The organism is Streptomyces silaceus (assembly GCF_001419745.1).
Taxonomy (GTDB): domain Bacteria; phylum Actinomycetota; class Actinomycetes; order Streptomycetales; family Streptomycetaceae; genus Streptomyces; species Streptomyces silaceus.
This window is the reverse complement of sequence record NZ_LIRJ01000012.1, coordinates 1-12,778: the sequence shown is the minus strand read 5'-3', so window position 1 is coordinate 12,778 and position 12,778 is coordinate 1. Positions and strand designations below refer to the sequence as shown.

Sequence of the window (12,778 nt, the reverse complement as noted above, 5' to 3'; positions counted from 1 at the left end):
GCCCCCGCCCCCGACAGAGCCGACACCTGTGCGCGCAGCGCCTTCACTTCCGCCGTCAGCGCCTCGATCGCCGCTGTCTGGCGCCGCTCCTCGACGTCGTCCTTCTCGAACCGGGCGATGAACCACGCCGCGATGTTCGCGGTGACGACACCGAGGAGCGCGATGCCCGACAGCATCAGCCCGACCGCGAGCACCCTGCCGAGGCCCGTCGTCGGTGCGTGATCGCCGTAGCCGACGGTGGTCATCGTGGTGAAGGACCACCACACCGCATCGCCCAGTGTCTTGATGTTCCCGTTCGGTGACTCCCGCTCCACGGAGAGCACCGCCAGGGAGCCGAACATCAACAGGCCCACCACCGAACCCGCGACATACGTCGTCAGTCTGATCTGTGACGCCATCCGGGCCCGTCGGCCGACCAGCATCAGCGTGGAGACCAGCCGCAGCAGCCGCAGTGGCTGAAGCATCGGAAGGATCACGGCGCACAGGTCCAGCCAGTGCGTGCGGACGAACTGTCTGCGGTGATCGGTGAGAAGGAGACGCACGATGTAGTCGAGAGCGAACGAACCCCAGACGACCCACTCCACCACCGTGCACGTCCGCGTCACTGCCCTGCGCGCGTCGGGCGCCACGATCGGCACGGCATAGGCGACGGCGAACGCCACCGCGAGCGCGAGAAGCGGGCGTTGGGTGCGCCGCTCCCAACGGATCTGCGCCGGTTGTTCCTTCATGCGCGCATCGTAGAACCGCGCGCACCGCAGAAAACGCCGGAGGGCGACGGGGCCCAAGACCCGTCGCCCTCCGGAACAGAAAGGAGAGATGTGCTCCACGTGCGCGGGATTGCCGTGCGACGTGTGTGGTTGTCCTTACGCGTCGCCCCCGGCCGAGCCCGGGTCGGCGGCCGTGACGTCGAGGAGCTGGTAGCGGTCGATCGCCTGCTTCAGGACCGAGCGGTCCACCTTGCCCTCACGGGCGAGCTCGGTCAGCACCGCGACCACGATCGACTGGGCGTCGATGTGGAAGTAGCGGCGGGCGGCGCCGCGGGTGTCGGCGAAGCCGAAACCGTCCGCGCCGAGCGACTGATACGTGCCGGGCACCCAGCGGGAGATCTGGTCGGGGACGCTCCGCATCCAGTCGGAGACGGCCACGAACGGGCCCTCGGCACCGCTGAGCTTCTGCGTCACGTACGGGACGCGCTGCTCCTCCTCGGGGTGCAGGAGGTTGTGGCGCTCGACCTCCACGGCCTCGCGGCGCAGCTCGTTCCAGGACGTGGCCGACCAGATGTCCGCCTTGACGTTCCACTCGGAGGCGAGGATCTGCTGGGCCTCGACCGCCCACGGCACCGCCACACCGGACGCGATGATCTGGGCCGGGATGGCGCCCTGCTCACCGGACTTGAAGCGGTAGACACCCTTGAGGATGCCGTCGACGTCCACGTCGGCGGGCTCGGCAGGGTGCTGGATCGGCTCGTTGTAGACGGTGAGGTAGTAGAAGACGTCCTCGCTGTCGGGGCCGTACATCCGGCGCAGGCCGTCCTTGACGATGTGCGCGATCTCGTAGCCGAAGGCGGGGTCGTAGGCGACGCAGCCCGGGTTGGTCGAGGCGAGCAGCTGCGAGTGGCCGTCCGCGTGCTGGAGGCCCTCGCCGGTCAGGGTCGTACGGCCGGCGGTCGCGCCGAGGACGAAACCGCGGGCCAGCTGGTCGGCCATCTGCCAGAACTGGTCGCCGGTGCGCTGGAAACCGAACATCGAGTAGAAGACGTAGACCGGGATCAGCGGTTCGCCGTGCGTCGCGTAGGCCGAACCGGCGGCGATCAGGGAGGCGGTGCAGCCGGCCTCCGAGATGCCGTCGTGCAGCATCTGGCCGGTCGGCGACTCCTTGTAGGCGAGGAGGAGGTCGCGGTCCACGGCCTCGTACTGCTGGCCGAGCGGGTTGTAGATCTTCGCGCTCGGGAAGAAGGCGTCCATGCCGAAGGTGCGGTACTCGTCGGGGGCGATCAGCACGAAGCGCTTGCCGATCTCCTTGTCCCGCATGAGGTCCTTCAGGATGCGGACGAACGCCATGGTGGTGGCGATCGACTGCTGGCCCGAGCCCTTCTTCGCGGTCGCGTACGTCTTGTCATCGGGAAGCTGCAGCGGCTTCGCGCGCACGACGCGGGTCGGGACGTAGCCGCCCAGGCCCTTGCGGCGGTCGTGCATGTACTGGATCTCTTCGGAGTCGCGGCCCGGGTGGTAGTACGGCGGGGCGCCCTCCTCCAGCTGCTTGTCCGTGATCGGGATGTGCAGCCGGTCGCGGAAGCCCTTGAGGTCGTCGACCGTGAGCTTCTTCATCTGGTGCGTGGCGTTGCGGCCCTCGAAGTTCGGGCCGAGGGTCCAGCCCTTGACCGTCTGGGCGAGGATCACCGTCGGCTGGCCCTTGTGGGCCTTGGCCGCGGAGAACGCCGCGAAGATCTTCTTGTGGTCGTGACCGCCGCGGCCCAGGTGCAGGATCTGGTCGTCGGTCATGTTCTCGACCATGGCGCGCAGGCGCTGGTCGTCGCCGAAGAAGTGGTCGCGGATGTAGGCGCCGGTCTCGGTGGCGTACGTCTGGAACTGGCCGTCGGGCGTGGTGTTGAGCCGGTTGACCAGGATGCCGTCGCGGTCCTGTGCGAGCAGCGGGTCCCAGCTACGGTCCCAGACCAGCTTGATGACGTTCCAGCCGGCGCCGCGGAACTGGGACTCCAGCTCCTGGATGATCTTGCCGTTGCCGCGTACCGGGCCGTCGAGGCGCTGCAGGTTGCAGTTGACGACGAAGGTGAGGTTGTCCAGACCCTCGCGGGCGGCGATGGAGAGCTGGCCGAGCGACTCGGGCTCGTCCATCTCGCCGTCGCCGAGGAACGCCCAGACGTGCGACTTGGAGGTGTCGGCGATGCCGCGCGCCTCCATGTAGCGGTTCATGCGCGCCTGGAAGATCGCGCCGAGGGGGCCGAGGCCCATGGAGACCGTCGGGAACTCCCAGAAGTCCGGCATCAGACGCGGGTGCGGGTAGGACGAGAGGCCGTTGGGGGCCTTCGACTTCTCCTGGCGGAACGCGTCGAGCTGCTGCTCGGTGAGCCGGTCCAGAAGGAACGCGCGGGCGTAGATGCCGGGGGACGCGTGCCCCTGGAAGAAGATCTGGTCGCCGCCGTCGCCCTCGTCCTTGCCGCGGAAGAAGTGGTTGAAACCCACGTCGTAGAGCGAGGCGGAGGAGGCGAAGGTGGCGATGTGACCGCCGACACCGATGCCGGGGCGCTGGGCGCGGGAGACCATGACCGCGGCGTTCCAGCGGGTCGCGTTGAGGACCTTGCGCTCGATCTCCTCGTTGCCGGGGAAGAACGGCTCGTCCTTGGTGGCGATCGTGTTGACGTAGTCCGTACTGCGCATCTCGGGCACGGCGACGCGCTTCTCCCGCGCGCGCTCGATCAGCCGGAGCATCAGGTAGCGGGCCCGCTCGCGACCGCGTTCGTCGACCGCGGCGTCGAGGGAGTCGAGCCACTCCTGGGTCTCTTCGGGATCGAAGTCCGGGACCTGACTGGGCAGGCCGCCAATGATGATCGGGTTGCGATCGGATCCGGAAGCCACGCTGTTCCTTCGCTGTTGGGGCTTTCGCCTGGGTTCTGCCTGGCCGTGCACCGCTCCCCATCGTGTACCGCGTGGACGCAAACGTCATCTCTACCGATAGGTAACCGAGACGCTCGTCCGGTGACCCCCTGGGGTAGGCTCGGCCCAAATCGCAACGATACGCCCATCCTGCCTAGCCGGTTCGCAGAGCCGTTCGGCCTCGTACGGATGTGGCGGCAGTTGCGGCGACACGGTCGGGAACGTCACCGTTTCGGCGGTCTCGGCGGCCGGGTACTTGCGCGATCCGTCCCGCCCGTGTGGACTACGGCCAACGCCCCGCGCACGCGCGTGGCTGACAGGCATTCCCAAAAACATGATCAGGAGGCAATCCGTGAGCGCGACCGCGGACCACGCGGAGACGAACCTTGCCGTAAGGCTTGGTTTCCAGCCCGACCAGGTGGTCCAGGAGATCGGCTACGACGACGACGTCGACCAGGAGCTCCGCGAGGCCATCGAGGCTGCCACTGGCACAGAGCTCGTCGACGAGGACTACGACGACGTGGCTGACGCCGTGGTGCTCTGGTTCCGTGAGGACGACGGGGACCTGACTGATGCGCTGGTGGATGCCATCGCGTACATGGAGGAGGGCGGCTCGATCCTGCTCCTCACACCGAAGACCGGCCGGGACGGGTACGTCGAGCCGAGCGACATCGGTGAGGCCTCCACCACGGCGGGCCTGTCGGCGACCAAGAGCGTCAACGCCGGCAAGGACTGGAGCGGCAGTCGGCTGATCACGCCGAAGGGCGCCGCCAAGAAGCGCTAGCGCTTCGCCCGGATCGAGCGGGCGCGGCCCCTGTGGGGCATGCACCTGACGGTCCCCGTGAGCCCTGTGCCCGACGGTCCTCTGTGGGGCGTGTGCCCCGCAGTCTCTCGTGGGGCGTGTGCCCGACAGTTTCCCGTGGGGCGTGTGCCCGGCAGTCTCTCGCCAGTCGCACGCCCGACGGCCCCGTAGGGCCTGCGGCTGGCGTTCGTGCCCCGCGGCTCTTCGGGGTGCTTCCGTGGCCCGTGTCCCTTCGGGGTGGTCCCGGTGTAACCCTTCAGGGTGTTCTTGAGGCCCCCGTCGACGTATTCCGTCGGCGGGGGCCTCGGGCGTGTGGGGGTGCGGATTGTCCGGATCGGCGGACGTAGGGTGGTCTCACCCGAACAGCCCCACCCGAGGGGCCCCGTCGAAGGGATGCGTACTCATGGCGCTCGCTGGAATCGCCACCGGCACCAAGGCCCCGGAGTTCGAGCTGAAGGACAACCACGGCCGGTCCGTGAAGCTCTCCGACTTCCGCGGCGAGAAGAACGTGGTGCTGCTCTTCTACCCGTTCGCGTTCACCGGCGTGTGCACCGGCGAGCTCTGCGCGCTGCGCGACGAGCTGCCGAAGTTCGTCAACGACGACACTCAGCTGCTCGCCGTCTCCAACGACTCCATCCACACCCTGCGCGTCTTCGCCGAGCAGGAGGGCCTGGAGTACCCCCTGGTCTCCGACTTCTGGCCGCACGGCGAGGTGTCGCGCGCCTACGGCGTCTTCGACGAGGAAAAGGGCTGCGCGGTGCGCGGCACGTTCATCATCGACAAGGAGGGCGTGGTGCGCTGGAGCGTCGTCAACGGCCTCCCGGACGCCCGTGACCTGAACGAGTACGTGAAGGCCCTGGACACCCTCTGATCCCTCGGGGGCCCTCTGGTCCCTCAGGGGGTACCCCTCGGATCCTTCAGGGGTGACACCCTGTGATTCTTCAGGCGCAGAGCCTGTGGCGGCCGGGAACCGGTCACTAGGATCCAGTCGTTGATCCGATGGCAACGCAACGCTTGGGGCTCCCCGCCCCTGGACACCAATTGGGAGGACTCGTGGGAGTCAGCCTCAGCAAGGGCGGCAACGTATCTCTGAGCAAGGAGGCGCCGGGTCTGACCGCTGTTCTGGTCGGCCTGGGCTGGGACGTCCGCACCACCACCGGTACGGACTTCGACCTCGACGCCAGCGCCATCCTGACGAACGCGGAGGGCAAGGTCAGCAATGACCAGAACTTCGTGTTCTTCAACAACCTGAAGAGCCCCGACGGCTCCGTCGAGCACACCGGTGACAACACCACCGGTGAGGGCGAGGGCGATGACGAGGCGATCAAGGTCGACCTCTCCGCGGTGCCGGCCGACGTCGAGAAGATCGTGTTCCCGGTCTCGATCTACGACGCGGAGAACCGCCAGCAGTCGTTCGGCCAGGTCCGCAACGCGTTCATCCGCGTGGTGAACCAGGCGGGCGGCGCCGAGATCGCCCGCTACGACCTCTCCGAGGACGCCTCGACGGAGACCGCCATGGTCTTCGGCGAGCTGTACCGCCACGGCGCGGAGTGGAAGTTCCGCGCCGTCGGCCAGGGCTACGCCTCGGGCCTGCGCGGCATCGCGCAGGACTTCGGCGTCAACGTCTGAGCCGAGTTCGCCCCTTAGCCCTGTCGTCCGGCGCCGCACACACACCAGTGCGGCGCCGGACGTGCTCACCACCGTGTGTTCCCGGCACCATGGGAACTTCTGCTCTCGTCACCTCGGGGAGGACCATCACCATGGGCGTCACGCTCGCCAAGGGAGGCAACGTCTCCCTCTCCAAGGCCGCACCCAACCTCACCCAGGTCCTGGTAGGACTGGGCTGGGACGCGCGCTCCACCACCGGCGCCCCCTTCGACCTCGACGCCAGCGCGCTGCTGTGCAACGCGGGCAGGGTCCTCGGCGACGAGTGGTTCGTCTTCTACAACAACCTCAAGAGCCCCGACGGATCCGTCGAACACACCGGAGACAATCTCACCGGTGAGGGTGAAGGTGACGACGAGTCGCTCCTGATCGACCTCTCCAAGGTGCCGGTCAACTGCGACAAGATCGTCTTTCCCGTCTCCATCCACGAGGCGGACAACAGGGGCCAGACGTTCGGCCAGGTCAGCAACGCCTTCATCCGTGTGGTGAACCAGGCGGACGGTCAGGAGCTCGCGCGCTACGACCTGTCCGAGGACGCCTCGACGGAGACCGCGATGATCTTCGGAGAGGTGTATCGCTACGGGGGCGAGTGGAAGTTCCGTGCGGTCGGTCAGGGGTACGCGTCAGGCCTGCGCGGCATCGCTCTAGACTTCGGGGTCAACGTTTCTTAAAGCCGGGGACCGGCGCGGGGGAGACCGCTACACGGGAGCCCGTACACACACGATTGGGTAGCCAGTGCTTCTGAAAACCTTCGGCTGGTCGTTCGCGGTCACCGCGCTCGGCTTGGTCGCCGCGGTGTTCTACGGGGGGTGGACCGGCTTCGGAGTGGTGGCGATCCTGTCCATCCTCGAGATCTCGGTGTCGTTCGACAACGCGGTGGTCAACGCCGGAATCCTGAAGAAGATGAATGCCTTCTGGCAGAAGATCTTCCTCACCATCGGCGTGCTCATCGCGGTCTTCGGCATGCGGCTGGTCTTCCCCGTCGTGATCGTGGCCATCAGCGCCAAGCTCGGCCCGATCGAAGCGGTCAAGCTCGCGTTCAACGACAAGGAGCAGTACCAGCAGCTGGTGACCGACGCTCACCCGTCGATCGCCGCCTTCGGTGGCATGTTCCTGCTGATGATCTTCCTCGACTTCATCTTCGAGGACCGTGACATCAAGTGGCTGGGCTGGATCGAGCGTCCGCTGGCCAAGCTCGGCAAGGTCGACATGCTGTCGGTCTGCATCGCGCTCATCGTCCTGATGGTCACCGCGATGACCTTCGCCACCAACGCCCACCAGCACGGCGGCGCGCATGTGGACAAGGCGCAGACGGTCCTCATCTCCGGTATCGCGGGTCTGATCACCTACCTCGTGGTGGGCGGACTCTCCAGCTACTTCGAGAACAAGCTGGAGGAAGAGGAGGAGCGCGAGCACGAGCAGGAGGAAGAGGCCAAGCGGACCGGGAAGAAGGTTCCTGCGGTCGTGATGGCCGGAAAGGCCGCCTTCTTCATGTTCCTCTACCTCGAGGTCCTGGACGCGTCCTTCTCCTTCGACGGCGTCATCGGCGCCTTCGCGATCACCAACGACATCGTCCTGATGGCGCTCGGCCTCGGCATCGGCGCCATGTACGTCCGTTCGCTCACGGTCTACCTGGTCCGCCAGGGCACCCTCGACGACTACGTCTACCTGGAGCACGGCGCGCACTACGCGATCGGTGCCCTCGCCGCGATCCTCCTGGTCACGATCCAGTACGAGATCCACGAGGTCATCACCGGCTCCGTCGGTGTCCTCCTGATCGCCTGGTCGTTCTTCTCGTCCGTGCGCCGCAACCGCGCGCTGGCGGCGGCCGAGGGAAAAGACAGCGCGGGCGAGAAGACTGAGGTCTCGTCCGGGGTCTGAGACTGACTGATTCCCTCGCCGCGCTGTCCGATTCCGTTCCCCGGAGTGTGACGGCGGCCAGGGTGAGGAACGCTCTGTGCGGGGCGGCCGTCGAGGAGATGTCCTCATGGCCGCCCCGTCGCTGTGAAGGGGCCGGCACCGCCGGTCCACGGGGCCGGGGGACACCGGTCCGGGTAGGTGGCACAAGGGCACTTTTGGGGGCGGCATGTCCTTCTGGGACGGACTGTGGCGCGGGCGGTCGAACGACTTCGCGTCGGGCAGCGCGGCGACCAACTCGATCGAGCTGACCAAACGGCACCCGGCGGTCTCGCTCACCAAACAGGGCGCGGCCAGCGGCAACCTGCGCGTCAACCTCTCCTGGCAGATGCGCACGTCGGACCTCATGAGCGGCAAACAGCGCGGAAGCGGCGGGGGCCTGCTGCGGCACCCCTTCCAGATGTTCCGGCCCGAGCCGGTCCAGGCGCACACGCAGAGCATGGTCAACGTCGACCTCGACCTCGGCTGCCTGTACGAGCTGGCCGACGGCGACAAGGGGGTGGTGCAGCCGCTGGGCAACTTCTTCGGGAGCCTCAACTCGCCGCCGTACGTGAAGGGCAGCGGCGACGACCGGTTCGGTTCGGGGTCGGGCGAGACGCTCTACATCAACCTGGACCACCGCGAGGCGATCAAGCGCCTGCTGGTCTTCGTATACATCTACGACCAGACGCCGGCCTTCGACCGCACGCACGCGAAGGTCACGCTCTACCCGAGCAACGGCCCGCGCATCGAGATCGACCTCGACGAGCGCCAGCCGCAGGCCCGCAGCTGCGCGGTGGTCTCCATCGAGAACGTCAAGGGCGAGCTGACGGTCCGCCGCGAGGTGAAGTTCGTCTACGGCTTCCAGGCCGAGCTCGACCGGCTGTACGGCTGGGGCCTGCAGTGGGGCAGGGGCTACAAGTCCAAGGTGGGCTGATCCCCGTGCGCCCGCCGGCGCCCGCCGACCCCGCCCCCGGCGGGGCCGGAGCCACGACCCCCGCCCTCAGCGGTTCAGGAACTGCGGTCCCTGCGGCGGCAGCCGGAAGTTCGGGTCCGGGATCGGGGCCACCGGCTGCGGATAGCCGTAGCTGGGCTGCGCCACCGGGGCCGCGTGCGCGATCGGCGTCGGCTGGGTGGGCGCCGCCGGCGGATAGCCGTACGAGGGCTGGGGTGCCGGATAGCGGGGCGGCTCCGGCGGATAGCCGTACGCGGGCTGCGGCGACGACTGCGGCGCGTGCTGGGCCATCGACGGGTGGGCCGGCTGCTGCTGCGGCATCGGCTGCTGGGGCGGCAGCGGGAGCGACGTCGAGGGCGCGGGCTCCGGCGCCGCGGACTCCGAGTCGTCCACCGAGATCCCGAAGTCGGACGCGAGCCCCTCCAGGCCGTTGGAGTACCCCTCGCCGAGCGCGCGGAACTTCCAGCCCTCGCCGCGGCGGTAGAGCTCCCCGCAGATCAGCGCGGTCTCCTCACCGGTCTGCGGCGTGATGTCGAAGTACGCGAGCGGTTCGCCCTCGGCGACCGCGGCGTCGTACAGCAGGATCCGCAGCGCGGGTACGTGCTCGAACGAGACGCCCTCCGCCGAAGCGGCCAGGAGCACCCGGCTCACCGCCGGGTCCATGCCCGCGAGATCCGTCTGGATCGTGTCGGTCAGGCCCTCGGCGACCCGCTTCTTGCCGAGCCGCCAGACCTTGCCCGCCGGGTGGCGCGGCTGGTTGTAGAAGACGAAGTCCTCGTCGGAGCGGACCCGCCCGTCGCCGCCGAGCAGCAGCGCCGACGCGTCGACGTCGGGGACGCCCTGCCCGGGGGTCCAGCGCAGTACGGCGCGGACGGCCGAGGCCTCCAGAGGGACGTTCGACCCCTTCAACATCGCGTGCGTCATGCGGTCATCCTGCCTTCCCCCGCCAGGACGGGACAACGCGGGGGGCCCAAGGTCCCGACCGCGTCGGCAGGCGCCTGACCTGCGGGTGGTGCGAGCGTGCGACGGTTGTGTGCTGTGCGTGTACGACATGGCCGGGTTACCTGAAGTTCATGCCCGGAGGGAACCCCCGGCACCCGTCTCTACGTACTATTACCGGCCACACAAAGCGGTCCACGTCGACGGAGCAGGCGACAGCAGGGGAATCTCATGCGTCATTTCGGGCACATCGCCCCAGAGGTGCGGCAGCGCCTCTTCCACCGGGAGCCGTGTGCCTTCACCGCGGACTCCCCGCCCCACCTGCTCGCATCCGCCCTCGGGGCCACGCTCTACAGCCCGGCCACCCGCCCCCGTCTCGCCGACGACATCCTGAAGCAGGCCGGTCGCGGAGTGGTCTCCATGGTGCTCTGCCTGGAGGACTCCATCGACGACGCCGAGGTCACGGCCGCCGAGGAGAACCTGGTCCGGCAATTCGCCGACCTGGGCGAACGCGGTGTGGAGCCGCCGCTGCTCTTCATCCGGGTCCGCGCCGCCGAGCAGATACCCGACCTGGTCCGACGGCTGGGAACAAGCGTCCGACTGTTGTCCGGATTCGTACTACCCAAATTCACCGAGGAGCGGGGTGTTCCGTTCCTGGAGGCGGTCGCGGCCGCGGAGGCGGCCGACGGGCTCGCCGGGCGGCGGCTCTTCGCGATGCCCGTCCTGGAGTCGCCCGAGCTGCTGCACCTGGAGACCCGCGCCGAGACGCTGGCAGGGATCGCCCGCACCGTCGACAAGTACCGCGACCGCGTGCTCGCGCTGCGGCTCGGCGTGACCGACTTCTGCTCGGCGTACGGGCTGCGCAGGCCGCCGGACATGACCGCCTATGACGTGCAGATCGTCGCCTCCGTCATCGCCGACGTGGTGAACGTGCTCGGCAGGGCCGACGGCACGGGCTTCACCGTGACCGGGCCCGTGTGGGAGTACTTCCGCGTCCAGGAGCGGATGTTCAAGCCGCAGCTGCGCCGCAGCCCCTTCCTGGAGGGCCGGGCCGACGAGCTGCGCCAGGCCCTCATCGAGCACGACATGGACGGCCTGCTCCGCGAGATCGAGCTCGACCGCGCCAACGGCCTGCTGGGCAAGACCTGCATCCACCCCTCGCACGTGGTGCCCGTGCACGCGCTGTCCGTGGTCAGCCACGAGGAGTTCAGCGACGCCGAGGACATCCTGCGTCCCGAGCGCGGCGGCGGAGGCGTCCTGCGCTCCTCGTACACGAACAAGATGAACGAGGTGAAGCCGCACCGCGCCTGGGCCGAGCGGACCCTGCGGCGCGCCGAGGTCTTCGGCGTCGCCAAGGAGGACGTCGGCTTCGTGGAGCTGCTCACCGCCGGGCTGCCCGGCTGACCGCGGGCAAAAGACCGGAGCCGCACGCCATCGCACGCGGCTGACCGCATGCAAGGAACCGCATGCAAGCAACCGCATGCAAGGCAACCGCATGCGAGGGAATCGAACGCGAAGGACATGACGTACGTGACGGAAGACGCGAAGCACGCGGCGGCGCAGCCGGCGACCTGGTCGGGGACCTGGGTCGCCGAGCGGCTCGGGGTCGGGCTCGACGGCGACGAGGCGCTGCCCGGCCTGCTGGGCCTCGCGCTGCGCCGCAACCCCAAGCGGGCCCACCTCCTGGTGTCGAACGTGCTGGGCAAGCACGTGCCGCAGCACCCTTCGGTCGTGTACGGCGCCGGGCACGACCTCGGCGTGCGGGTGCGGGACCTGCTCGGTGACGACCAGGCGCGGCGCGCCGTCGTCCTCGGCTACGCGGAGACCGCGACCGGCCTCGGCCACGCGGTCGCCGACGGCGTCGGCCTCGCGCCCTACCTGCACTCCACCCGGCGCCCCGTCGAGGGCGTCGAGCGCGCGGGCGGCTTCGAGGAGTCCCACTCGCACGCCACCTCGCACCTGCTGCTGCCCGAGGACCCCCGGCTGCTCTCCGGGGACGGCCCGCTGGTCCTCGTCGACGACGAGTTCTCCACCGGCAACACGGTCCTGAACACGATCCGCGCCCTGCACGAGCGCTTCCCGCGCGGGCGGTACGTCATCGTCGCCCTGGTCGACATGCGCTCGCCCGAGGACCAGGGGCGGCTCGACGACTTCGCCCGGGAGATCGGCGCGCGCGTCGACCTCGTCGCGACGGCCTCCGGGACGGTACGGCTGCCCGACGGCGTCCTGGAGAAGGGCCAGGCGCTGGTCGCCGAGCACGAGGGCGCCGCGATGCCCCGGCCGCGCGCCGAGCCGGGTCCGGTCACCCGCGTGGCGCTCGGCTGGCCCGCGGGCGTGCCCGACGGCGGCCGGCACGGCTTCACGCCCGCCCACCGCGCGGCCCTCGACGCGGCGCTGCCCGGCATGGCCGACGGGATCGCGGACGCGCTGCCGCGGGGTGCCCGCGGCGGCCGGGTGCTCGTCCTCGGCTTCGAGGAGCTGATGTACGCGCCGCTCGCGCTCGGCGTGGAGCTGGAGCGGCGGACCGGCGCCGAGGTGCGGTTCTCCACCACGACCCGCTCGCCGGTGCTCGCCGTGGACGACCCCGGCTACGCGATACGCACCCGCCTCACCTTCCCCGCCCATGACGACCCGGCCGACGGCCCGGGCGCGCGGTACGCGTACAACGTCGCGGGCGGCGGCTTCGACGCGATCGTCGCCGTCGTGGACTCGGTCGCCGACACCCCGTCCCTGCACGCCCCGGACGGACTCCTCGCCCAGCTGTCGGCGCACACCGGGCACGTCCTGCTGGCCGTCGTCCCCTCGTACGTCCCCTCGTCCGCGTCGCCGTCCGCGCCCGCGTCGTCCGTGTCCTCGGACGCGCCTTCGTACGTCCCGGCGCAGGCCCCGCCGCGCGCCCTCCCGCAC

At 69.3% G+C, this 12,778-nt stretch carries 11 protein-coding genes; 8 read left to right on the top strand and 3 right to left on the bottom strand.

Annotation, left to right across the window (positions count from 1 at the left end; translation table 11 throughout):
* A partial coding sequence (locus AOK22_RS01255; protein ID WP_055696643.1) for a potassium channel family protein occupies positions 1–728 on the bottom strand: 728 nt, incomplete at its 3' end.
* A 135-nt stretch (positions 729–863) separates the two neighbouring features.
* Positions 864–3,596 (bottom strand): pyruvate dehydrogenase (acetyl-transferring), homodimeric type, encoded by a 2,733-nt coding sequence (gene aceE, locus AOK22_RS01250; RefSeq protein WP_055696642.1) that lies wholly within the window; start codon positions 3,594–3,596, stop codon positions 864–866.
* Between the two features lie 370 nt (positions 3,597–3,966).
* Between aceE and AOK22_RS01245 the strand changes: the two genes are divergently transcribed.
* The 6 genes from AOK22_RS01245 to AOK22_RS01220 all read left to right on the top strand — a co-directional run bounded on the left by AOK22_RS01245 (position 3,967) and on the right by AOK22_RS01220 (position 8,914).
* Complete coding sequence (locus AOK22_RS01245) at positions 3,967–4,398, top strand: DUF3052 domain-containing protein (protein WP_055696641.1); 432 nt, start codon at positions 3,967–3,969, stop codon at positions 4,396–4,398.
* Between the two features lie 421 nt (positions 4,399–4,819).
* Positions 4,820–5,287: a peroxiredoxin gene (locus AOK22_RS01240; protein ID WP_055696640.1), complete on the top strand. Its 468-nt coding sequence runs from the start codon at positions 4,820–4,822 to the stop codon at positions 5,285–5,287.
* Positions 5,288–5,469: 182 nt separating this feature from the next.
* On the top strand, positions 5,470–6,045 hold the full coding sequence (locus AOK22_RS01235; RefSeq protein ID WP_055696639.1) for a TerD family protein: 576 nt from the start codon (positions 5,470–5,472) through the stop codon (positions 6,043–6,045).
* A gap of 131 nt (positions 6,046–6,176) precedes the next feature.
* The gene (locus tag AOK22_RS01230; RefSeq protein WP_055696638.1) at positions 6,177–6,752 is read left to right on the top strand and encodes a TerD family protein; all 576 of its coding nucleotides are present in this window, start codon (positions 6,177–6,179) and stop codon (positions 6,750–6,752) included.
* A 64-nt stretch (positions 6,753–6,816) separates the two neighbouring features.
* Positions 6,817–7,962 (top strand): DUF475 domain-containing protein, encoded by a 1,146-nt coding sequence (locus tag AOK22_RS01225; protein ID WP_055696637.1) that lies wholly within the window; start codon positions 6,817–6,819, stop codon positions 7,960–7,962.
* A gap of 205 nt (positions 7,963–8,167) precedes the next feature.
* On the top strand, positions 8,168–8,914 hold the full coding sequence (locus AOK22_RS01220; RefSeq protein WP_055696636.1) for a TerD family protein: 747 nt from the start codon (positions 8,168–8,170) through the stop codon (positions 8,912–8,914).
* Between the two features lie 66 nt (positions 8,915–8,980).
* Here the strand turns inward: AOK22_RS01220 and AOK22_RS01215 are convergent, their stop codons facing one another.
* On the bottom strand, positions 8,981–9,856 hold the full coding sequence (locus AOK22_RS01215; RefSeq protein ID WP_055696635.1) for a TerD family protein: 876 nt from the start codon (positions 9,854–9,856) through the stop codon (positions 8,981–8,983).
* 246 nt (positions 9,857–10,102) lie between these two features.
* On the opposite strand from AOK22_RS01215, the gene AOK22_RS01210 reads away from it, so the two are divergent.
* Together AOK22_RS01210 and AOK22_RS01205 are read left to right on the top strand one after the other, a co-directional pair.
* On the top strand, positions 10,103–11,275 hold the full coding sequence (locus AOK22_RS01210) for an HpcH/HpaI aldolase/citrate lyase family protein (protein WP_055696634.1): 1,173 nt from the start codon (positions 10,103–10,105) through the stop codon (positions 11,273–11,275).
* 117 nt (positions 11,276–11,392) lie between these two features.
* The coding region (locus AOK22_RS01205; protein WP_208606356.1) for a phosphoribosyltransferase family protein at positions 11,393–12,778 on the top strand (1,386 nt) is incomplete at its 3' end.

Excerpts from the sequence above, each read along its gene's own strand:
- AOK22_RS01240 (WP_055696640.1), top strand. The coding sequence starts at position 4,820 with ATGGCGCTCGCTGGAATCGCCACCGGCACCAAGGCCCCGGAGTTCGAG.
- AOK22_RS01230 (WP_055696638.1), top strand. The coding sequence starts at position 6,177 with ATGGGCGTCACGCTCGCCAAGGGAGGCAACGTCTCCCTCTCCAAGGCC.
- AOK22_RS01220 (WP_055696636.1), top strand. The coding sequence starts at position 8,168 with ATGTCCTTCTGGGACGGACTGTGGCGCGGGCGGTCGAACGACTTCGCG.
- AOK22_RS01215 (WP_055696635.1), bottom strand. The coding sequence starts at position 9,856 with ATGACGCACGCGATGTTGAAGGGGTCGAACGTCCCTCTGGAGGCCTCG.
- AOK22_RS01210 (WP_055696634.1), top strand. The coding sequence starts at position 10,103 with ATGCGTCATTTCGGGCACATCGCCCCAGAGGTGCGGCAGCGCCTCTTC.